The 20914-nt window shown below is 68.9% G+C and carries 20 protein-coding genes; 13 read left to right on the top strand and 7 right to left on the bottom strand.

What is annotated here, in order from left to right; translation table 11 throughout:
* Positions 1 to 89 precede the first annotated feature (89 nt).
* Together P3H15_RS05045 and P3H15_RS05050 are read right to left on the bottom strand one after the other, a co-directional pair.
* Positions 90 to 1241 carry an MFS transporter gene (locus P3H15_RS05045; protein ID WP_276136233.1) on the bottom strand — a complete coding sequence of 384 codons (1152 nt, stop codon included), beginning with the start codon at positions 1239 to 1241 and terminating at the stop codon, positions 90 to 92.
* The gene (locus P3H15_RS05050) at positions 1238 to 2203 is read right to left on the bottom strand and encodes a PAC2 family protein (RefSeq protein ID WP_072941748.1); all 966 of its coding nucleotides are present in this window, start codon (positions 2201 to 2203) and stop codon (positions 1238 to 1240) included. Before P3H15_RS05050 ends, P3H15_RS05045 begins: the two co-directional genes overlap by 4 nt.
* Positions 2204 to 2254: 51 nt before the next feature.
* Here P3H15_RS05050 and metH point away from each other — a divergent pair, with 51 nt between their 5' ends.
* The 6 genes from metH to hisG are packed head-to-tail and all read left to right on the top strand — an operon-like array spanning position 2255 to position 9483.
* Positions 2255 to 5824: a methionine synthase gene (gene metH, locus P3H15_RS05055; protein ID WP_276136234.1), complete on the top strand. Its 3570-nt coding sequence runs from the start codon at positions 2255 to 2257 to the stop codon at positions 5822 to 5824.
* Positions 5817 to 6509 (top strand): HAD family phosphatase, encoded by a 693-nt coding sequence (locus P3H15_RS05060; RefSeq protein ID WP_276136235.1) that lies wholly within the window; start codon positions 5817 to 5819, stop codon positions 6507 to 6509. The genes metH and P3H15_RS05060 overlap by 8 nt, the downstream gene beginning before the upstream one ends.
* Before the next feature lie 15 nt (positions 6510 to 6524).
* Positions 6525 to 7382, top strand: coding sequence for a rhodanese-related sulfurtransferase (locus P3H15_RS05065; protein WP_276136236.1), 858 nt, complete (start codon positions 6525 to 6527; stop codon positions 7380 to 7382).
* A gap of 1 nt (position 7383) precedes the next feature.
* Entirely contained in the window at positions 7384 to 8277 is an 894-nt protein-coding gene (locus tag P3H15_RS05070) for a pseudouridine synthase (RefSeq protein ID WP_276136237.1), read from the top strand.
* Between the two features lie 25 nt (positions 8278 to 8302).
* The gene (locus tag P3H15_RS05075) at positions 8303 to 8584 is read left to right on the top strand and encodes a phosphoribosyl-ATP diphosphatase (protein WP_009473527.1); all 282 of its coding nucleotides are present in this window, start codon (positions 8303 to 8305) and stop codon (positions 8582 to 8584) included.
* Positions 8585 to 8631: 47 nt separating this feature from the next.
* Positions 8632 to 9483: an ATP phosphoribosyltransferase gene (gene hisG / locus P3H15_RS05080; RefSeq protein WP_276136238.1), complete on the top strand. Its 852-nt coding sequence runs from the start codon at positions 8632 to 8634 to the stop codon at positions 9481 to 9483.
* Positions 9484 to 9520: 37 nt separating this feature from the next.
* On the opposite strand, the gene P3H15_RS05085 is transcribed toward hisG, so the two are convergent.
* On the bottom strand, positions 9521 to 10357 hold the full coding sequence (locus P3H15_RS05085; protein WP_276136239.1) for a thioesterase family protein: 837 nt from the start codon (positions 10355 to 10357) through the stop codon (positions 9521 to 9523).
* A complete protein-coding gene (locus P3H15_RS05090) occupies positions 10354 to 11259 on the bottom strand; it encodes a RecB family exonuclease (protein ID WP_276136240.1) in 906 nt (301 codons plus the stop codon). Before P3H15_RS05090 ends, P3H15_RS05085 begins: the two co-directional genes overlap by 4 nt.
* Before the next feature lie 95 nt (positions 11260 to 11354).
* Here P3H15_RS05090 and P3H15_RS05095 point away from each other — a divergent pair, with 95 nt between their 5' ends.
* The gene (locus tag P3H15_RS05095; RefSeq protein ID WP_276136241.1) at positions 11355 to 12209 is read left to right on the top strand and encodes a tRNA (adenine-N1)-methyltransferase; all 855 of its coding nucleotides are present in this window, start codon (positions 11355 to 11357) and stop codon (positions 12207 to 12209) included.
* Positions 12210 to 12256: 47 nt separating this feature from the next.
* On the opposite strand, the gene P3H15_RS05100 is transcribed toward P3H15_RS05095, so the two are convergent.
* Positions 12257 to 12760, bottom strand: coding sequence for a hypothetical protein (locus tag P3H15_RS05100; protein WP_276136242.1), 504 nt, complete (start codon positions 12758 to 12760; stop codon positions 12257 to 12259).
* A gap of 183 nt (positions 12761 to 12943) precedes the next feature.
* Between P3H15_RS05100 and arc the strand changes: the two genes are divergently transcribed.
* The gene (gene arc, locus P3H15_RS05105) at positions 12944 to 14719 is read left to right on the top strand and encodes a proteasome ATPase (protein WP_276136243.1); all 1776 of its coding nucleotides are present in this window, start codon (positions 12944 to 12946) and stop codon (positions 14717 to 14719) included.
* Between the two features lie 62 nt (positions 14720 to 14781).
* Here arc and P3H15_RS05110 read toward each other — a convergent pair whose 3' ends face one another.
* On the bottom strand, positions 14782 to 15330 hold the full coding sequence (locus P3H15_RS05110) for an NUDIX domain-containing protein (RefSeq protein WP_276136244.1): 549 nt from the start codon (positions 15328 to 15330) through the stop codon (positions 14782 to 14784).
* Positions 15331 to 15412: 82 nt separating this feature from the next.
* Here P3H15_RS05110 and P3H15_RS05115 point away from each other — a divergent pair, with 82 nt between their 5' ends.
* From P3H15_RS05115 to prcA, 5 genes are all read left to right on the top strand, one after another.
* The gene (locus P3H15_RS05115) at positions 15413 to 15790 is read left to right on the top strand and encodes a nitroreductase family deazaflavin-dependent oxidoreductase (protein WP_276136245.1); all 378 of its coding nucleotides are present in this window, start codon (positions 15413 to 15415) and stop codon (positions 15788 to 15790) included.
* A gap of 74 nt (positions 15791 to 15864) precedes the next feature.
* Positions 15865 to 17364 (top strand): depupylase/deamidase Dop, encoded by a 1500-nt coding sequence (gene dop / locus P3H15_RS05120; RefSeq protein WP_007299057.1) that lies wholly within the window; start codon positions 15865 to 15867, stop codon positions 17362 to 17364.
* A gap of 169 nt (positions 17365 to 17533) precedes the next feature.
* Positions 17534 to 17728, top strand: a complete 195-nt coding sequence (locus P3H15_RS05125; protein WP_005242990.1) for a ubiquitin-like protein Pup — start codon at positions 17534 to 17536, stop codon at positions 17726 to 17728.
* Positions 17725 to 18609 (top strand): proteasome subunit beta, encoded by an 885-nt coding sequence (prcB, locus tag P3H15_RS05130; RefSeq protein WP_206010987.1) that lies wholly within the window; start codon positions 17725 to 17727, stop codon positions 18607 to 18609. Before P3H15_RS05125 ends, prcB begins: the two co-directional genes overlap by 4 nt.
* Positions 18606 to 19385, top strand: coding sequence for a proteasome subunit alpha (gene prcA, locus P3H15_RS05135; protein ID WP_276136246.1), 780 nt, complete (start codon positions 18606 to 18608; stop codon positions 19383 to 19385). Before prcB ends, prcA begins: the two co-directional genes overlap by 4 nt.
* Here prcA and P3H15_RS05140 read toward each other — a convergent pair.
* Entirely contained in the window at positions 19376 to 20839 is a 1464-nt protein-coding gene (locus tag P3H15_RS05140; RefSeq protein ID WP_276136247.1) for a phosphatase PAP2 family protein, read from the bottom strand. The two genes, prcA and P3H15_RS05140, sit on opposite strands and share 10 nt — an antisense overlap.
* Between the last annotated feature and the right edge of the window lie 75 nt (positions 20840 to 20914).

The following is a 20914-nucleotide window of genomic DNA, read 5'->3' on the forward strand; positions in this document are numbered from 1 at the left end:
CGTAGACGCTGCTCCCCGAGAGTGTCGTAACGACTGCGCGCACGTTACGTGAAAATCAGGAACAGCTCACAGGCCTTCCGGAAAGCGTGTCATGCAGGTGGGCGGTCGCGGGGCATCAACAGCGGGGCCAGCACGGCGAGGAGCAGGGCGGGCAGAAGGAAGCCCGCCGCGGGCGACACCGCGTACACCGGGGTGAGGGTGATCGGCGCGAGCGCGTTGCCGGTGAACCGCAACGCCTGCACGACGGACACCGCGCCGCCCCGGTTGGGGCCCGGAGACCCGAGCACGGCGGCGTTGACGCCGACCAGGATGAACTGACCCGCGGTTCCGGCCGCGAACCACGCCACGGCCACGACTGCCAGGAGCGATACGGTCCCGGTGGCGGCGACGAGAGCCGCCCCGGCGAACGCGCCGATCAGCACGGCAGAGCGGGCCCCGATCTTGTCGATGACACCGCCGGCGAGGCGCGCGGTGAGGATGCCGGCGACACCGAAAGCGGTCAGCAGCAGGCCGCGCTGGGTGGGGCTCAGGCCGAACACGTCCTCGGCGCGGAACGCGACCAGGAAGCTCAGCCCACCGAGTGCACCCCAGCCGAGGAGCGCGACCACCCCGATTCTCAGGACCGACGGGGTGAGGGCGTCCCGCAGTCGCGGGCGCGCGGCCCCCGGCTCGGCGGGCGGGCTGTCGGGAACGCCGACCAGACCCAGCACCGCGGCCACGAGGGCGATGACGAGGAACGCGAGCCGCCAGTCGACCTCCGCCGCGAGGCCGCCGACGAGCGGGGCACTCGACTGTCCCGCGGCCTGGAAGGCGCCGAAGATCCCGAGCGCCCGGCCGAGGTGCTTCTTCGGCGTCGAGGCGGCGAGCGCGGCCAGCAGCAGCGGTGTCGTGAACGAGTTGGAACATCCCTGGAGCACGCGCGCGCCGAGGAAGAGCGGCAGCGTCGGCGCCGCGAAGCACGCCAGCGACGACAGCAGGTAGACGCCGTACGCGATCCGCACGGTCCGCATCTGCCCCCACCGGGCGCCCAGCGTGCCCGACACCAGCATCAGCAACGCGAACGGCAGCAGGTACGCGGTCAGCGACCCGGCCGCGGCGGACGCGCTCACGCCGAGGTCGTCACCGATCTCGGGAAGGATCGAGGCGACCACCCCGCCGCCGAACGGGCCGAGGAATCCGCCGGCGTAGAGCGCCGTGCGCTGGAGCGAGGAACGAAGCGACTCGGACGAGTTCTTCGTCACAGCCCGAAGCTGCCGGGCCCACGCCTGCGGAGATATCGCTCGAACTCGGCCGCGAGCGCGTCACCGTCGATCTTCGAGATGGCCTCGGAGATGTCGGTCTCGGCGTCGCCGCGCTCTTCGAGGGAGCGGACGTAGTCGCCGATCTCCTCGTCGTCCGCGGTCATCTCGGTGACGGCTTCCTGCCAGTCGTCGGCCTGCGACGGGAGCTCCCCGAGCGGCACCTCGATGTCCAGGACGTCCTCGACGCGCTGCAGCAGAGCCACCGTCGCCTTGGGGTTCGGCGGCTGGGACACGTAATGGGGCACGGCCGCCCAGAACGACACCGCAGGCACACCGGCCCGGACGCACGCGTCCTGCAGCACCCCGGTGATCCCGGTCGGCCCCTCGTACCGGGTCTGCTCGAGCTTGAACCGCTCGGCCGCCTCGCTGCTGTACGCGCTGCCCGTCACCGGCACCGGCCGCGTGTGCGGGGTGTCCGCGAGCAGCGCCCCGAGGATCACCACGGTGTTGATCTGCAGTTGATCGATCAGCTCGAGGAGGTCCTCGCAGAAGCTGCGCCAGCGCATGTTCGGTTCGATTCCGCGCAGCAGCACCACGTCGCGGTCGCTGCCGGGGGGCGAGCACACCGACAGCCGGGTGGCCGGCCACACGATCTCCCGGGTGACGCCGTCGACCTGCCGGACCGTGGGGCGATTGACCTGGTAGTCGTAGTATTCCTCGGAGTCCAGCTCGGCCAGCGGCTGGGCGTCCCAGGTCAGTTCGAGGTGCTCGACGGCTCCGCTCGCGGCGTCGCCGGCGTCGTTCCAGCCCTCGAAGGCGGCGACGAGAACAGGGTCACGAAGTACGGGCACGCCAGTGTCGGTGGCACCGTCGTCGGCGCTGTCGGTGGCACCGTCGTCGGCGGTGTCGGGGGTGTCGTCGTCGGGGCCCGCAGGCGTGACGGGGAACTCACTGGAACTCACCCACCCAGCCTACGGCCAGCGTTGGTTCCCGCGCCCACTAGTCTGGACGGCATGTCTGCGCCATTTCACTCTGCCCTGCTCGATGCGTTGAACCAGCGCGTTGTCATCGGCGACGGAGCCATGGGCACCATGTTGCAGGCCGCGGACCTCACGCTCGACGACTTCCTCGGGCTCGAAGGCTGCAACGAAATCCTCAACGACACCCGCCCTGACGTGCTGAAAGAGATCCACCGCGCGTATTTCGAGGCCGGGGCCGACGCCGTCGAGACCAACACGTTCGGGTGCAACCTCCCCAACCTCGCCGATTACGACATTTCGGACCGTATCCGGGAACTGGCCGAGAAGGGCACCCGGCTGGCGCGTGAGGTCGCCGACGAGATGGGGCCGGGACGCGACGGCATGGGCCGCTTCGTCCTCGGCTCGATGGGGCCCGGAACCAAGCTGCCGACGCTCGGCCACGCGCCGTTCGCGATCCTGCGCGACGCCTACGCGGAGGCCGCGATGGGCATGATCGACGGGGGCGCCGACGCGATCCTCGTCGAGACCTGCCAGGACCTGCTGCAGGTGAAGGCGGCCATCCTGGGCAGTCAGCGGGCGATGGAAACGCTGGGTTCAAGGCTCCCGATCATCACCCACGTCACGGTCGAGACCACCGGAACGATGCTGCTCGGCAGTGAGATCGGTGCCGCGCTGACCGCGCTCGAACCGCTCGGTATCGACATGATCGGGCTCAACTGCGCGACCGGTCCCGCCGAGATGAGCGAACATCTCCGCCACCTGTCCAAGTACAGCTCGCTCCCCGTATCGGTGATGCCCAACGCCGGACTGCCGCAGCTCGGCCCGAAGGGCGCCGAGTATCCGCTCACCGCGGAGGAACTCGCCGAGGCGCTCAGCGGCTTCGTCACCGAGTTCGGCCTCGGTCTGGTCGGCGGCTGCTGCGGCACCACCCCGGAGCACATCCGGCAGGTGGCCGAGGCGGTCCGCCTCGTCGAGAAGGCCGCGCGCAACCCGGTGCACGAGTCGGGGACGTCGTCTCTGTACACGGCGGTGCCGTTCGAGCAGGACGCCAGCATCCTGATGATCGGCGAGCGCACGAACTCCAACGGCTCCAAGGCATTTCGTGAGGCGATGATCGCCGAGGACTACCAGAAGTGCCTCGACATCGCGAAGGATCAGACCCGCGACGGCGCCCACATGCTCGACCTCAACGTCGACTACGTCGGACGCGACGGCGCCGCCGACATGGCCGCCCTCGCGAGCCGGTTCGCGACGTCGTCGACGCTGCCGATCATGCTCGACTCCACCGAGCCCGCGGTCCTGCAGGCCGGTCTCGAACACCTCGGCGGCCGGTGCGCCGTCAACTCCGTCAACTACGAGGACGGCGACGGACCGGACTCGCGGTTCCAGAAGATCATGCGGCTCGTCAAGGAACACGGCGCCGCCGTCGTCGCGCTGACCATCGACGAGGAGGGTCAGGCGCGCACCGCCGAGCACAAGGTCCGCATCGCCGAGCGCCTGCTCGACGACATCACCGTGAACTGGGGCCTCGACGAGTCCGACATCATCATCGACGCGCTGACCTTCCCGATCTCCACCGGTCAGGAAGAGGTCCGCCGCGACGGCATCGAGACGATCGAGGCGATCCGCGAGCTGAAGAAGCGGCACCCGCGGGTGCACTTCACCCTCGGCGTGTCCAACATCTCGTTCGGTCTCAACCCGGCCGCCCGTCAGGTCCTGAACTCGGTGTTCCTGCACGAGTGCACCGAGGCCGGCCTCGACACGGCCATCGTGCACGCGTCGAAGATCCTGCCGATGGCACGGATCCCCGACGAACAGCGCGAAACGGCCCTCGACCTGGTCTACGACCGCCGGCGCGAGGGCTACGACCCGCTGCAGAAGCTGATGGAGCTGTTCGAGGGCGTCTCCGCGGCGTCGGCACGCGAATCCCGCGCCCAGGAACTGGCGGCGCTGCCGCTGTTCGAGCGGCTGGAACGGCGCATCGTCGACGGTGAACGCAACGGCCTCGACGACGACCTCACCGCGGCGATGGAGGAGAAGCCGCCGCTCGCGATCATCAACGAGACCCTGCTGTCCGGCATGAAGACCGTCGGCGAACTCTTCGGGTCCGGGCAGATGCAGTTGCCGTTCGTGCTGCAGTCCGCCGAGGTGATGAAGGCGGCTGTGGCGTACCTCGAACCTCACATGGAGGCCACCGACGAGGACGGCAAGGGCCGCATCGTCATCGCCACCGTGAAGGGCGACGTCCACGACATCGGCAAGAACCTCGTCGACATCATCCTCAGCAACAACGGGTACGACGTGGTGAACCTCGGCATCAAGCAGCCGATCGCGACGATCCTCGACGCGGCGATCGAGCAGAAGGCCGACGTCATCGGCATGTCCGGTCTGCTCGTGAAGTCGACCGTGGTGATGAAGGACAACCTGCAGGAACTCAACGCCAAGGGTGTCGCGGAGAAGTTCCCCGTCCTCCTCGGCGGTGCCGCGCTGACCCGCTCGTACGTGGAGAACGATCTGGCCGAGGTGTACGAGGGCGACGTCAGCTACGCGCGCGACGCATTCGAGGGCCTGCACAAGATGGACGAGATCATGGCCGTCAAACGCGGCGGCGGACCCGACCCGGACAGCCCGGAAGCGATCGCGGCCCGGGAGAAGGCGGCCGAACGCAAGGCCCGCCACGAACGGTCCAAGCGGATCGCGGAGAAGCGCAAGGCCGCGGAGACCCCGGTCGAGGTGCCGGAACGGTCCGACGTGGCCACCGACATCGTCGTCCCGAGCCCGCCGTTCTGGGGTAACCGGATCGTGAAGGGTGTCTCGCTGTCCGACTACTCCGGACTGCTGGACGAGCGCGCCCTGTTCCTCGGTCAGTGGGGCCTGCGCGGGCAGCGTTCCGGCGACGGTCCCACCTACGAGGAACTGGTGGAGACGGAGGGCCGCCCGCGCCTGCGGTACTGGCTCGACCGGCTGAGCACCGAGGGCATCCTCGCGCACGCCGCCGTGGTGTACGGCTATTTCCCCGCCGTGTCCGAGGGTGACGACGTGGTCGTGCTCACCGACCCGGCGCCCGACGCGGACGAACGCTTCCGGTTCACCTTCCCGCGTCAGCACCGGGACCGGTTCCTGTGCGTCGCCGACTTCGTGCGGTCCCGCACCGAGGCGAAGGAGACCGGTCAGGTCGACGTGTTCCCGATGCAGCTGGTCACCATGGGGCAGCCGATCGCGGACTTCGCGAACGAACTGTTCGCCGCCAACGCGTACCGCGACTACCTCGAGGTGCACGGCATCGGCGTGCAGCTGACGGAGTCGCTGGCCGAGTACTGGCATCGACGGGTCCGCGAGGAACTCGTGCTGCCCGGCGGTCACAACGTCGCCGAGCAGGATCCGTCGGAGGTGTCCGGGTTCTTCGACCTCGCCTACCGCGGCGCGCGCTACTCCTTCGGGTACGGCGCCTGCCCCAACCTGGAGGACCGCGCGAAGATGGTCGCTCTCCTCGAACCGGAACGGATCGGTGTGAAGTTGTCGGAGGAACTGCAGTTGCATCCCGAGCAGTCCACGGATGCGTTCGTGCTGCACCACCCCGAGGCGAAGTACTTCAATGTCTGACGCATTCGACGGTCTCGCAGGCGTGCTGTGGGACATGGACGGAACGCTGCTCGATTCCGAGAAGATGTGGGACGTCGCGGTCCGTGAGTTGTCGATGCACCTCGGTGGGCCGATGACCGAGGAGACCCGGCTGAAGACGATCGGCGCGTCCAGCGCCAACGCGCTCGGCGTCATCTTCGACGCCCTCGGACTCGACCGGGATCCGGCGGCGCTCGCCGAGGCCAAGGAATGGATGTTCACCCGCGTCGAGGAACTGTTCGGCGACGGCATCCCGTGGCGGCCGGGCGCCCACGACGCACTGCGGACCGCCCGGGCCCACGGCCTGAGGTCGGCGCTAGTGACCAACACCGAACGCCGCCTCACCGAGCGGGCACTGGAGACGCTCGGCAGGCACCACTTCGACCACTCGGTGTGCGGCGACGAGGTGCCGGCAGGCAAACCGCATCCCGACCCGTACCTGCGGGGTGCCGAACTGCTCGGGTTGCATCCGTCGCAGTGCCTCGCGATCGAGGATTCGCCCACCGGCGCGGCGTCCGCGCAGGCCGCGGGCTGCGTCGTGCTGATCGTCCCGTGCGAGATCCCGGTGGCCGACGGCCCGGGGCGGGTGTTCCGCGGCAGCCTCGAAGGGCTCACCGGTTCCGATCTGGCCGAGGCCTGGGCCCAGCCGAGCGGTGTGCGTCTCTAGGTAGTCTGGTTCCCCGTGGCTGTCCCGAAAATCGTGCTGTTCTACGTGTTCACTCCGCTCGCCGACCCGGAGGCGATCCGACTGTGGCAGTACACGCTCGCCGAGGCGCACAACCTGACCGGGCGGATCCTCGTCTCCGAGCACGGCATCAACGCGACCGTCGGCGGCGACATCCGCGACGTCAAGCGGTACGTGAAGGGGACGCGCGGCTACGCGCCGTTCAAGGACGCCGACATCAAGTGGTCGGACGGGCTCGGGGACGACTTCCCGCGGCTCAGCGTCAAGGTGCGGTCGGAGATCGTGACGTTCGGTGCACCGGGCGAGCTGAAGGTGGACGCGGACGGCGTCGTCGGCGGTGGTACCCACCTGGCGCCGGACGAGGTGCACCGCCTGGTCGAGGGGCGCGGTGACGACGTCGTCTTCTTCGACGGACGCAACGGCTTCGAGGCGGAGATCGGCCGATTCCGGGACGCCGTCGTGCCGGACGTGTCCACGACCCGCGACTTCGTCTACGAACTCGACAGCGGCAAATACGACCATCTCAAGGACAAGGCCGTCGTCACCTACTGCACCGGGGGAGTGCGGTGCGAGGTCCTGTCCTCGCTGATGCGCTCGCGCGGGTTCGGTGAGGTCTACCAACTCGACGGCGGCATCGTCCGCTACGGCGAGGCGTTCGGCGACACGGGTCTGTGGGAGGGGTCGCTGTACGTCTTCGACAAGCGGATGACCATCGAGTTCAGCGACCAGGCCAAGACCCTGGGACGCTGCACTCGGTGCGGTGGCCCGACATCCCGGTACGAGAATCTGCCGGACGATCGGGGCCGCGAACTCGTGCTCGTGTGCGCCGGCTGCACCGAGAACCGGGCGGGCTGAGGTGGCCGGGGCGCCGCTGCCCGTCCGCAACGGTCTCGGTCCCGATCGCATCCGGATGCCGGCCGGGGTCGGGACGAAGACCGTCGCCGAATTCCTGGTCGAGACGTACCCCGACGAGCGGGCGCACTGGCTGTCGCTGATCGACGGTGGGGGCGTCGTCGACGAACACGGCAGGGTGGTCGACCGCGGCACCCGCTATGCGCCGACCCGATTCGTGTACTTCTACCGCGACCCCGCACCCGAGATCCCGGTTCCGTTCGAGATCGACATCCTCCACCGCGACGACCACCTCGTCGTGATCGACAAGCCCCATTTCCTCGCGACCATCCCGCGGGGCGCGCACATCACCGAGACGGCGGTCGTGCGGTTGCGGCGGACGCTCGACCTCCCCGATCTCACCCCGGCGCACCGGCTCGACCGGATGACGGCCGGCGTGCTGGTGTTCCTGATCCGGCCGGAAGACCGCCGGGCGTATCAGGAACTGTTCGTCTCCCAGCAGGTCACCAAGGAATACGAGGCCGTCGCCGGACACGATCCGGCGCTGCAGTTTCCGCGCACCATCCGCAGCCGCATCGTCAAGGAACACGGGATCATGACGGCCACGGAGGAGCCGGGAGAGCCGAACAGCGAAACCGTCGTCGACCTGATCGAGGCCCGGGACGGCCGCGCCCGCTACCGGCTGCTGCCGAAGACCGGCCGGACGCACCAACTGCGGCTGCACATGTCGTCGCTGGGGCTGCCGATCGAGGGCGACAACTACTACCCGGACTTCCGCCGATCCGAGCCCGGCGACTTCTCGACCCCGTTGCGGTTGCTGGCGCGGGCGATCGAGTTCACCGATCCCCGTTCGGGCCGGGTCCGCCGGTTCGAGAGTCGCCGCACACTCGGGTGGTGACCGGTTCGGAGGGGTCCGCGGCGGCGTGAAACAATGGGTCCTCGTGAAGACCTTCGAATCCCTGTTCGCCGAGCTGACCGAGCGTGCCGCTACCCGCCCCGAGGGGTCCGGCACCGTTGCCGCCCTCGACGCCGGCGTCCATTCGCAGGGAAAGAAGATCCTCGAAGAAGCGGGTGAGGTGTGGATCGCCGCCGAGCACGAAAGCGACGAGGCGCTCGCCGAGGAGATCTCCCAGCTGCTGTACTGGACGCAGGTGCTGATGGTGGGCAAGGGCCTGAAACTCGAGGACGTCTACCGACATCTGTGATCGGTGATCGAGACTCCTCCACCCGCTCCCGAAAGGAACCCTCAGCCATGCTGCGCGTCGCAGTCCCCAACAAGGGCTCGCTGTCCGAGTCCGCCGCCGAAATCCTCTCCGAGGCCGGCTACCGCCGTCGCACCGACTCCCGCGACCTGACCGTCCTCGACCCGTCCAATCAGGTCGAGTTCTTCTTCCTCCGCCCCAAGGACATCGCGATCTACGTCGGATCCGGTGAACTCGACCTCGGCATCACCGGCCGCGACCTCGCCCGTGACTCGGGCGCCCCGGTCGCCGAGCGGCTGTCGCTCGGCTTCGGCCGCTCCACGTTCCGGTACGCCGCCCCCGCGGGCAAGGACTGGAAGGTCGAGGACCTCGCCGGACTCCGGATCGCCACGTCCTACCCCAACCTGGTGCGCGACGACCTCTCCGCACGCGGGATCGAGGCCTCGGTCATCCGCCTCGACGGCGCCGTGGAGATCTCCATCCAGCTCGGCGTCGCCGACGCCATCGCCGACGTCGTCGGATCCGGACGCACCCTGCGCCAGCACAACCTGGTCGCGTTCGGTGACACCCTGTGCGACTCCGAGGGTGTGCTCATCGAGCGCGCCGGTTCGCCCGCCGAGGATTCCGCGCGCAACCAGTTGGTCGAGCGGGTGCGCGGCATCGTCTTCGCGCAGCAGAATCTGATGCTCGACTACGACTGCCCGAAGACGATCCTCGACGACGCGCTGAAGATCACCCCCGGACTGGAGTCGCCGACGCTGTCGCCGCTCGCCGACGAGAACTGGGTCGCGGTCCGGGCGATGGTGCCGATCAAGGGCCACAACGGTGTGATGGACGAACTCGCGGACCTCGGCGCCAAGGCCATCCTCGCGTCGAACATCCGGTCCTGCCGCGCCCTCTGATCTCGTTCCGCCGCAGGACGATCCGCGCCCGTTCCGGTCAGGAGCGGGCGCGGACCTGTACGGTCTGGGCGATCCGGCCGACCGCGCCGGTCTCGTCGTACAGCACGCCCGCGCACATTCCCACGCCGTCGGGGCCGATGGACGTCTCGGAGCCGACGCCGACCCATTCGCCGTCGGGGACCCGGAAGATGTGCACGGTGAGGTCGGTGTTGAGGAACGTCCAGTCGGCCGGGTCGAGTTTCGATCCCACACCGTTGGCGACGTCCGCGATGGAGAAGAGCCGCTCGAGCGGCGTCATGGTCTCGCCGAGGACCAGCGCGGGCCGCGGCCTCGCCCACAGCTTGCCGGGGCCCTCGCACCCCATCTCGGCGATCCACCGCCAATCGAGGGTCGTCAGGTAGCCCGAATTCCAGCCTTCGCTGAACTTGCCCTCCCGGCCGGTGGACCGAGGTTCGAGTGGCGAGTCGATGACGTGGACGGCATCGCTCGTGTCGACGGTCTCCATGCGCCACGCCGAGCCCCGCGCCACGGCACGGGGCCGCTCGCCGACGGTCCACAGTTCGGCGACCACCAGTTCCACCCGGCGGCCCGGCCGCTGCACCCAGGACCGGACCTCGAGTTCGGCGATCGGGATCGGGCCGAGGATCTCGACCACGACCCGCGTGATGCGCGCGTCGTCACGAGGGGCGCACCGTTCGAGTGCCCGCACGAGCAGCGCGGACGGGGGAGCGCCGTGCTGCATCGTCTCGGCCCACACGCTGATCGTCAGATCCGTGCTGTCGAATCGCTCGACCGTGATCTTCTGGTCCGAGTCCACTTCCGGCGCACCCAATGCTTCCGAACCGAGTGGTACGTAGTAGGACTCGGAACTCATTCGACAATCTCCTCGAAACCTGGTGCGTCTTCGGCGGGCCCCTCCGGCCATCCCGGGTAGGGAGGCGGCGTTCCTCCGAACGAGGGGCACAGGGACTTATGATCACACCAGTCGCAGAGCCGGCTCGGCTTGGGTCGGAAATCGCCGGTGACACCCGCCGCCAGGATGGCCTTCCAGATCGCCGACAGCGTGCGCTCGAACCGCAGCAGTTCGTCCTCGTCGGGCGCGTAGGTGAGGACCGTCCCGGACGCGAGATACAGCAGCCGCAGCTGCGCCGGGACGATGCCGCGGGTGCGCAGCAGGACCAGCGCGTAGAACTTCATCTGGAACAGCGCCTTGGACTCGGACATCTCGCGGGGTGCGCGACCGGTCTTGTAGTCGACCACCCGCACCTCACCGGTGGGGGCCACGTCGATGCGGTCGACGAATCCGCGGAGCAGCACCCCGTCGGCGAGTTCGGTCTCGACGCGCTGTTCGCACGATTCGGCCTCGAACCGGGTGGGGTCCTCCAGTTCGTAGTAGGCGGTGACGAGCGACCGCGCCTCGTCGAGGAACGACTCGCGCTGGTCCTCGGGAACCAGGTCGATCAGGTCGGGGGCCTCGGCGAGGAGGCGCTCCCAGGACGGGAGGATCAGATCGACCGCCTTCTGCGGAACCCGTTCGGCGGCGGGCAACGCGAACAGCGTCTCGAGCGCGGCGTGCACGACCGTGCCCTTCACCTGCGCGCGCGACGGCGCCTCGGGGAGCCGGTCGACGGCACGGAAGCGGTAGAGGAGCGGGCACTGCTTGAAGTCGCCGGCGCGGGACGGTGACAGGGCGGGGCGCCTGCGGGTGACCGAAGTGTCGCCGGGCTGTGACGGGGAACCCTTTGTGACGGGGGCTGGCGACTCTGAGATGCTCACACCTGGCAGGGTAGGCCCCCGGTCCGACAGTCGTGTCGGGGCAGCGGGGCGGGCGCCGGACGGCGCCGGACGAACAGGCTGAGGAGTCGGTGACGATGGTGGGACGCGAAACGCGACCGAGTGGACCGTTTCGGGTGGGCGATCGCGTCCAGTTGACCGACGGCAAGGGCCGGCACTACACGGTCAACTTGGAGGCCGGCAAGGAGTTCCACACGCACCGCGGCGGAATCCTGCACGACGACCTGATCGGCACCGACGAGGGCAGCGTGGTCAAGTCGACCAACGGCACCCCGTACCTGGCGCTGCGACCGCTGCTCGTCGACTACGTCCTGTCGATGCCCCGCGGGGCGCAGGTCATCTACCCGAAGGACGCCGCGCAGATCGTCCACGAGGGCGACGTCTTCCCCGGCGCCCGCGTCCTCGAAGCCGGCGCAGGCTCGGGCGCCCTGACGTGCTCCCTGCTGCGGGCGGTGGGGCCGGAAGGCCGGGTCATCTCGTACGAGGTGCGCGACGACCACGCCGAGCACGCGGTGCGGAACGTCGAGACGTTCTTCGGGGAACGCCCCGCGAACTGGGACCTGACCATCGCGGACGTCGCCGAGTTCGACGCCGGCGCGGCGGGCGGCCCGGTCGACCGGGTGGTCCTCGACATGCTGGCACCCTGGGACGCGCTGCCCGCCGTGTCCAAGGCGCTGGTCCCCGGCGGCGTGCTCGTCGTCTACGTCGCGACTGTGACGCAACTCTCCAAGGTCGTCGAGGCGATGCGCGAGCAGGAGTGCTGGACCGAGCCGCGGTCCTGGGAGTCGATCGTCCGTGGCTGGCACGTCGTCGGGCTCGCCGTGCGGCCGGAACACCGGATGCAGGGCCACACCGCGTTCCTGGTGAGCGCCCGGCGTCTCGCCGAGGGAACCGTCACCCCCAAGCCGCAGCGCCGGTCGGGTAAGGGCTGAGACACGCCTTCGGCGGCGCCCGGTGCGGGCGCCGCCGAAGGACCGGGCTAGCTGCAGCCCGCGCGTGCCATGCCGAGCAGGGTGCACGTGCTCTCGTCCGACACCTTCCACACGCCGTCGACGTTCTCCCACGTCCACGCCGTCGGAGCGGCCGTGCCGTGCGGGCTCACGATCGCGACGTTCGCCGTCGCGGTATCGCCCTCCACCTGCACGTCCGTGACCGTGAAGGACACCGGGTAGTTGGCCATGGCGGCGGTCATCGCCTCCAGATTCGGGCGGCGTTCGTCGCCGTCGACGACCACGACGGTTTTCTCGTCGACCGGCCGGGCCGGGTCCACGAGCAGCTGGAGCGTACCGAGCAGTTCCTCCGACGTGGGGGCGGCGACGGCCGCGTCTACCTGGGACGACGTGGCCGCGGACGTCGCCGCGGCGGTGCCGGAACCGTCGTCGGACGAGCAGGCCGACATTCCGAGCGCGAAGACCACCGCGCCCACGGCAACCACGGACCTACCGGTGAAGGACGTGCCGTTCAGGGGCTTGCGGATTATCACGACGAACCCTTTCGTTACACGGAACAGAGAGGAAACTGCTCGACAGGTAGGTAAGGCTAACATGAGAGTTTCGGTGGCCCAGGGTGTCGCGTATGCCGATTCGCAATCGGCAGAATCCGTGTCACGGCGCAGAATTCGGGCAGTGCCGGTAGCGTTGATAGATCTCATTGGGAGGAGACGCACATGAGCTCGACAGAGAACCCCGATTCGGTTGCGGCCGCACGAGAGCTCGAGGCGTTGCGCGCGGAGGCGTCGGCACTGCGCAGGCAGCTCGCGGAGTCGCCGGAACAGCTTCGTGAGATGGAATCGCGAGTGGACTCGCTGTCCATCCGGAACACCAAGCTGATGGACACCCTCAAGGAGGCCCGTCAGCAGCTCATTGCGCTCCGAGAGGAAGTCGATCGCCTCGGCCAGCCGCCGAGCGGGTACGGCGTGCTGCTCGGAGTGCACGACGATCAGACCGTGGACGTGTTCACCTCCGGACGCAAGATGCGGTTGACCTGCTCCCCGAACGTCGACGCCGAATCCCTCAAGCTCGGCCAGACCGTGCGCCTCAACGAGGCACTCACGATCGTGGAAGCGGGCAACTTCGAGCGCGTCGGTGAGATCAGCACGCTGCGCGAGGTCCTCGACGACGGTCAGCGCGCCCTCGTGGTCGGTCACGCCGACGAGGAACGGATCGTCTGGCTGGCCGAACCCCTCGCCACCGTGTACGCGGACAGCGAGAGAGAGTCGGTCGCGTACGACGCCGAATCGCCCACCCGCAAACTACGGCCGGGCGACTCCCTCCTCGTCGACACGAAGGCCGGGTACGCGTTCGAGCGGATCCCCAAGGCCGAGGTCGAGGATCTCGTCCTCGAAGAGGTGCCCGACGTCCACTACGACGACATCGGCGGCCTCGGCAGGCAGATCGAGCAGATCCGTGACGCCGTCGAGTTGCCGTTCCTCCACAAGGACCTGTTCCACGAATACGAGCTCCGCCCGCCGAAGGGTGTGCTCCTCTACGGTCCGCCCGGGTGCGGCAAGACGCTCATCGCCAAGGCGGTCGCCAACTCCCTCGCGAAGAAGATCGCGGAGGCCCGGGGGCAGGACAGCAAGGAAGCCAAGTCCTACTTCCTCAACATCAAGGGCCCCGAGCTGCTGAACAAGTTCGTCGGCGAGACCGAGCGGCACATCCGGCTGATCTTCCAGCGGGCCCGGGAGAAGGCGTCCGAGGGCACCCCGGTGATCGTGTTCTTCGACGAGATGGATTCGATCTTCCGCACCCGCGGGTCGGGTGTGTCCTCCGACGTCGAGACCACCGTCGTGCCGCAGCTGCTCAGTGAGATCGACGGTGTCGAGGGACTCGAGAACGTCATCGTGATCGGCGCCTCCAACCGGGAGGACATGATCGACCCCGCGATCCTGCGCCCCGGCCGCCTCGACGTGAAGATCAAGATCGAACGCCCCGACGCGGAGTCGGCTCAGGACATCTTCTCGAAGTACCTCGTCGAGACGTTGCCGGTGCACAGCGACGACATCGCGGAGTTCGGTGGCGACCGCACGGCCTGCATCCGGGTGATGATCGAACGGGTCGTCGACCGTATGTACGCCGAGAGCGAGGAGAACCGCTTCCTCGAGGTCACGTACGCCAACGGCGACAAGGAGGTCCTGTACTTCAAGGACTTCAACTCGGGGGCGATGATCCAGAACATCGTCGACCGCGCCAAGAAGTACGCGATCAAGTCGGTCCTCGACACCGGTGCCCCGGGCCTGCGCGTCCAGCACCTGTTCGACTCCATCGTCGACGAGTTCTCGGAGAACGAGGACCTGCCGAACACCACCAACCCCGACGACTGGGCCCGCATCTCGGGCAAGAAGGGTGAGCGGATCGTCTACATCCGCACGTTGGTCACGGGTAAGAACGCGAGCGCGAGCCGCGCCATCGACACCGAGTCCAACACCGGCCAGTACCTGTAGGACGATCGGCAGACCCGCGCGGCGGGAACCGGGATACGGTTCCCGCCGCGCCGGTTGTCGGGTCAGCGGTCCCGTGCGACGAGGTAGTCCTCGAGGAGTGCCCTCGTGTCCGGCACGAACGGCCACCGCGGGTCGCGCAGGTGCGTCACCAGTTCGTGGGGTGTCCACCACCAGCCCGATGCGATCTCGCTGGCCTGGTGGACGACGGGCCCGTCCCAGTGCGCCTCGTAGGCGTACAGGTGGCAGCGCAGCCGCAGGCCCTGCCACTCGCCGTCCCACGCCACCCTCGCGATGGGGGTGAGCCTCACTCCGGTGATGCCCAGTTCCTCCGCCAGTTCCCGCCCCGCCGCCTCTTCCGGCGTCTCCCCGGGATCGACCACCCCGCCGGCCAGGCAGTCGTGGTGCCCGGCGAACACCGTCTTCGTGTCCGACCGCCGGTGCACGTAGAGGCGCCGCTCGTCACCGGATCGGACGAGCACCCCGGCGCTCGCGTGCCACAGTCCCTCGGCGTAGACACGGGAACGCGCGGCGGACCCCACCGGTCGCCCGGAACTGTCGAACACCGCCACCACTTCGTCCGTGCCGGGTGGGGTGTTCGGTGCGGAATCCATGAGTCGATCCTGCCAGCACCCCGGCGAACGTCGGTACTGTCGAGGTCGGTTGCTCGTGCCGGTGCCGAAGGGGTGAGAGTTCATGGCGTTGCCGCGTTCGATCGCCCGATTCAACCGGGTCGTCACCAATCGGGTGAGCCGTCATGTCGCGACTTTCCTGCCCGGATTCGCCTTGGTCGAGCATCGTGGCCGCACATCCGGCAAGACTTATCGCACGCCCGTCAACGTGTTCGTCGTGGACGGGCGCTACCGGTTCGCCCTCACGTACGGAGCGCACAGCGACTGGGTGCGAAACGTGGTGGCGGCGGGCGGATGCACGATCGTGACGCGCCGCCGGACCGTGCACCTGACGGACCCTCGAATCGGCACCGACGGCACCCACTCCTGGGCCCCGCCCGGGGTCCGGACCGTGCTCGAGGCGATCTCGGCGGACCGGTACCTGGAGTGCTCGCCGGGCTAGTCGCCCGACGTCGACGGCTCGCGCGGCAGGAGTGTGCCGTCGGGTGGCGTGGGTGATCGCATAGGCTCGGCAGCATGCAGCGGATCATCGGTGTCGAAGTCGAGTACGGAATCTCCTCACCCAGCGAGCCTTCGGCCAATCCGATCTTGACGTCCACCCAGGCGGTGCTGGCCTATGCGGCGGCCGCGGGAGTGCCGCGCGCGAAGCGCACCCGATGGGATTACGAGGTGGAATCCCCGCTGCGGGACGCCCGCGGATTCGACCTGGGCCGGCTCAGCGGCCCGGCGCCGGTCATCGACGCCGACGAGGTCGGCGCGGCCAACATGATCCTCACCAACGGCGCCCGGCTCTACGTCGACCACGCGCACCCCGAGTACTCGGCCCCGGAGGTCACCGACCCCCTGGACGCCGTCATCTGGGACAAGGCCGGCGAACGCGTGATGGAGGCGGCCGCCCGGCACGCGTCGAGCGTCCCCGGAGCCCCGCGACTGCAGCTGTACAAGAACAACGTGGACGGTAAGGGCGCGTCGTACGGCACCCACGAGAACTACCTGATGTCCCGGGCCACGCCGTTCTCCGCGGTGATCAACGGGCTGACGCCGTTCTTCGCGTCCCGTCAGGTGATCTGCGGGTCGGGCCGGGTGGGCATCGGCCAGTCCGGCGACGAGGCCGGCTTCCAGCTGTCCCAGCGGGCCGACTACATCGAGGTGGAGGTCGGGCTGGAGACCACGCTCAAGCGCGGCATCATCAACACCCGCGACGAACCGCACGCCGACGCGGACAAGTACCGGCGCCTGCACGTCATCATCGGCGATGCGAACCTCGCCGAGATGTCGACGTACCTGAAGGTCGGGACGACGGCGCTGGTCCTCGACCTCATCGAGGCCGGCGTCGATCTCACCGACCTGCAGCTGGCCCGACCCGTCACCGCCGTGCACCACATCAGCCACGACCCGACGCTGCGCGCCACGGTCGCGCTGGCCGACGGCCGGGAACTGACCGGGCTTGCGTTGCAGCGGATCTACCTGGACCGGGTCGACAAGTTCATGTCCGCCGAGGGCAACGACGACCCCCGCGTGGCCGATCTGCTGGAGAAGTGGGCGATGGTGCTCGACCTCCTCGAGCGGGACCCGATGGAATGCGCCCACCTGCTGGACTGGCCGGCCAAGCTGCGGCTGCTCGAGGGTTTCCGGAACCGGGAGGGCCTCAACTGGTCCGCGCCGCGACTGCATCTGGTCGATCTGCAGTACTCGGATGTCCGCCTCGACAAGGGCCTGTACAACCGGCTCGTCGCCCGCGGGTCGATGGAGCGGCTGGTGTCGGAGCAGGCGGTGCTCGACGCCGTCGACACCCCGCCGACCGACACCCGCGCCTACTTCCGCGGTGAATGCCTGCGCAAGTTCGGCGCCGACATCGCGGCTGCGAGCTGGGATTCGGTGATCTTCGATCTCGGCGGCGACTCCCTGGTCCGCATTCCCACCCTCGAGCCGCTGCGGGGCAGCAAGGCGCACGTGGGGGAGTTGCTGGAGTCGGTGGAGACCGCGAAGGAGCTCGTCGACGAGCTCACGAACTGACATCTCGGCCGTTCCCGCACGGATCTGCCCGGAACTCGCCGTCGCGTCGGCACACCTGGGGCGGCGACGCTCGGTAGGGTGAAGGTCCGAGCGGATGATGTAGTCAGACTGCTTGGCAGCACAGGACGCTCGGAAGAAGAGCTCCCTTCACACAAGGAGGTCGGCGGCGATGGCGCAAGAGCAGACCAAACGAACTGGCGGCGGCGACGAGGACGACACCCCGGGCGGTGACGGTGCGGCCGGTCAGGAACGTCGCGAAAAGCTGGCCGAGGACACCGACGACCTGCTCGACGAGATCGACGACGTGCTCGAGGAGAACGCCGAGGACTTCGTCCGGGCCTATGTCCAGAAGGGCGGCCAGTGACGGCGGATCGACCGGCATTGCGGACAGGCGACGGTGACACGAGGCTCAGTTTCGGTTCGAATCTGAGCTCGTTCACCGAGTATCTGCGTGGTCACGCACCAGAATTGCTGCCGGAGAATCGGATCGGCCATCGTTCGCACTCGACACGGGGTGGTGACGGGATGGAGAGCGGTGATCTCGCACCGCACGGAACGACGATCGTGGCGCTCACCTACAAGGGTGGCGTCCTGCTCGCAGGCGACCGGCGCGCAACCCAGGGCAACCTGATCGCCAGCCGGGACGTCGAGAAGGTGTACGTCACCGACGAGTATTCGGCGGCCGGAATCGCCGGCACCGCAGGCATCGCCATCGAACTGGTGCGCCTGTTCGCCGTCGAGCTCGAGCACTACGAGAAGATCGAGGGCGTGCCGCTGACGTTCGACGGTAAGGCCAACCGCCTGGCGTCGATGGTGCGGGGCAACCTCGGGGCGGCGATGCAGGGTCTCGCGGTCGTCCCGCTGCTGGTCGGCTACGACCTCGACGCGGACGACGAGGCCCGGGCGGGCCGCATCGTCTCGTACGACGTCGTCGGCGGCCGGTACGAGGAACGCGCCGGATACCACGCGGTCGGTTCGGGATCGTTGTTTGCGAAGTCGGCGCTGAAGAAAATCTACTCGCCGGACAGCGACGAGGAGACCGCCCTGCGGGCGGCCATCGAATCGCTGTACGACGCGGCCGACGACGACTCGGCCACCGGTGGGCCCGACCTGACCCGCGGCATCTACCCGACCGCGGTCACGATCACCCAGGCCGGTGCCGTGCACGTGTCGGAGGAGACGACGTCCGAGTTGGCTCGGCGCATCGTCGCCGAGCGCACCGAACAAGGGGGGTCTGCGCGATGACCATGCCGTATTACGCCTCCGCCGAGCAGATCATGCGGGACCGCTCGGAACTGGCGCGCAAGGGAATTGCACGGGGACGCAGCGTCGTGGTGCTCACGTTCCGCGACGGCGTGCTGTTCGTCGCCGAGAATCCCTCCACCGCCCTGCACAAGGTCAGCGAACTGTACGACCGGCTCGGCTTCGCGGCCGTCGGCAAGTACAACGAGTTCGAGAATCTGCGGCGCGCAGGGATCGTCCACGCCGACATGCGCGGTTACTCGTACGACCGCCGTGACGTGACGGGCCGATCGCTGGCCAACGCGTACGCGCAGACCCTGGGCACGATCTTCACGGAGCAGCCCAAGCCGTACGAGGTGGAGATCTGCGTCGCGGAGGTCGGACGGGTGGGCAGCCCGAAGGCCCCCCAGCTGTACCGCATCACGTACGACGGATCCATCGTCGACGAACAGCATTTTGTCGTGATGGGTGGCACGACGGAGCCGATCGCGACCGCCATGCGCGAGTCGTACCGTGCCGACCTCGATCTCGAGGCGGCGGTCGGCATCGCGGTCAACGCCCTACGTCAGGGCGGTGCCGGGGAGGGCGAGAAGCGGAACGTCGACGTGGCCAGCCTCGAGGTGGCCGTCCTCGATCAGTCCCGTCCCCGCCGCGCGTTCCGGCGGATCGCCGGAGCCGCGCTCGAACAGCTGGTTCCCGCAGCGCCGGCGGCCACCTCGGAGTCCGCTCCGGAGCCGAAGCCGGACACCGAGACGAAGCCGGCCGACACTCAGGACTGAGGTCGGTACACGGCGATCGCTCCGGGCACCGTCCGAAACTCGAACCGTCGGGCGTCGGCCACCACTTCACCGTCGGTGGCCAGCGCCACCGGCGCACCGTTCACCCGGACGGTGAGCCGGGGGACGAGGGATCGCACGTACACCCGGCTGTTTCCGAGTGTTCCGGTCGCGGCGGCGAACAGCAGCCGCGGCCGGGACGCCCGCCGGTCGGCTCGCACGTACCGGACGTCGAGCAGTCCGCCGGTGATGGCGGGACGCGACATCGGAACCTGGTCGGCGGGCGAATACCGACCGTTCCCCACGAACAGCATCCACACCTTCACGGGGCGGCCGTCGATGGTGACGGCGAGCGGTGTTGCCGCGGAGAGAATCCGGACCATCGCCGCACAGGCCGCGGGCCACTTCCCGTACCGGGGCTGCCACTTCTCGCGCAGCCGCACCGCGTCGGGATAGCCGCCGAGACTGGCGGTGTTGAGGAATGGGGCGGGTTCCTCGACATCGGTGTGGACGACGGCCTGATCGACGAGAACCGCGCGTCCGGTCTCGACTGCCTTCGCGGTGTCCGAGATGTCGGCGACGCCGGCGTCGCGCGCGAAGTGATTGAGTGTGCCGCCGGGGAACACCGCCAGCGGCAGCGAATGACGCGCCGCCGCGGACGCGACGGCGACCACGGTCCCGTCCCCACCGCACACTCCGAGTGCACGCGGATTCGTCTCGGCCACCCAGGCGTCGAGTTGCTCGGCGAAATCGTGGTCGGTGTCGAGGGCGCGCACGTGCGCGTTCGGGAGTGCGGTCGCGATCTCCTCACTGGGATCCACAGTGTCCGGCCCGGACTCCTGGTTCACCAGCACGAGCATGCCCTCACCGCCCGGCAGGGCCGGCGCGTCGACCGCGCGGCCCAGTTCCGCGGGGTCCTCGGTGCGCACCGCCCACCAGCGGCGGGTTCCCGATGCGACGGCCCCGCCCAGTATCAGCCCGGCGACGACGTCCGACGGCCAGTGCACGCCGTTGTGCACCCGGGAGTACGCGACCGCGGCCGCGAGGGGGGCGAGTGCGGCACCGGCCGCGGGCGATTCCAGGGCGACACCCGTGGTGAACGCCGCCGCCGACGCCGAATGTCCCGACGGGAAGGACGAGGACCGGGGGATCGGCACCCCGCGCAGCGCGTTCGTCCACGCGCGGGCAGGAGGGCGCCGCCGCGGGAACACCGGTTTGAGGATGCCGTTGGCGAGACCGCTCGCCATCGCGAGGGACAGCAGGCCCCGCACGGCACCGCGCCGGGCGCGTCCGCCGACCAGTCCCAGCAGCGCCGCCACGCACCACCACAAGACCCCCTTGTCGGCCGCGTGACTGAGGAAGCGCATCGCCCGGTCGACCTCGGTGGGGCGCAGATCTGCGCTGCGGCCGAACACGATTTCGTCGGCCCGGTGGATGCGGTGCAGGTGTCGGTTCACCGTCTCAGCGTAGGCGCGGAGTGTCGCCGGACGGTTTTCCCGCTCCGCCGGGTGATCGGCGTTGTACTGTCGAGG

This window comes from Rhodococcus sp. T2V, assembly GCF_029269925.1.
Classification (GTDB): Bacteria; Actinomycetota; Actinomycetes; order Mycobacteriales; family Mycobacteriaceae; genus Rhodococcus_F; species Rhodococcus_F koreensis.